The organism is Specibacter sp. AOP5-B1-6 (assembly GCF_052376555.1).
GTDB lineage: Bacteria > Actinomycetota > Actinomycetes > Actinomycetales > Micrococcaceae > Specibacter.
On the sequence record NZ_JBQSVT010000121.1, the window covers coordinates 1 to 515 of the forward strand.

The 515-nt window shown below is 65.0% G+C and carries 1 protein-coding gene; it reads right to left on the reverse strand.

Annotated features, from left to right (window positions below; translation table 11 throughout):
* A partial coding sequence (locus tag ACT3TS_RS19745) for an FAD-dependent oxidoreductase (RefSeq protein ID WP_444533227.1) occupies positions 1–515 on the reverse strand: 515 nt, incomplete at both ends.

The window sequence follows — 515 nt, forward strand, 5'->3', positions numbered from 1 at the left end:
GCGTCCATCGTGGTGTCCACAATCCCGCCCCAGGTGCGCAGCACATGGGCCCTGCCAAAGATGGGGAACAGCTCGACGGCGGCAGCCATCTGCTCCTCGATGACGTGGAAGGAGCCGCGCTGGCCGTAGCCGTTGTAGGAGTCCACGCCGGCACCCATGACGAGCTCGCCCTTGTGGGCCTGAGAGACGTACACATGCACATGGTTGGACATGACCACCGTGGGGTGCACCGGTTCGTGCAGCTCCGAGACGAGAGCCTGCAGCGGGTGTGACTGGATGGGTAGACGGAAGCCTGCCATCTCGGCCAGCACCGAGCTGTGCCCGGCCGCGCACAGCCCCACCTTTTCGGTGTTGATGGTGCCGCGGCTGGTCTGCACGCCGGTGACCTTGTTGCCGTCCTTGATGAATCCGGTGACCTCGCAGTTTTGGATGATGTCCACACCGAGCTCGTCGCACTTGCGGGCAAACGCCCAGGCCACGTGGTCGTGCTTGGCGATGCCGGCACGCGGCTGGTA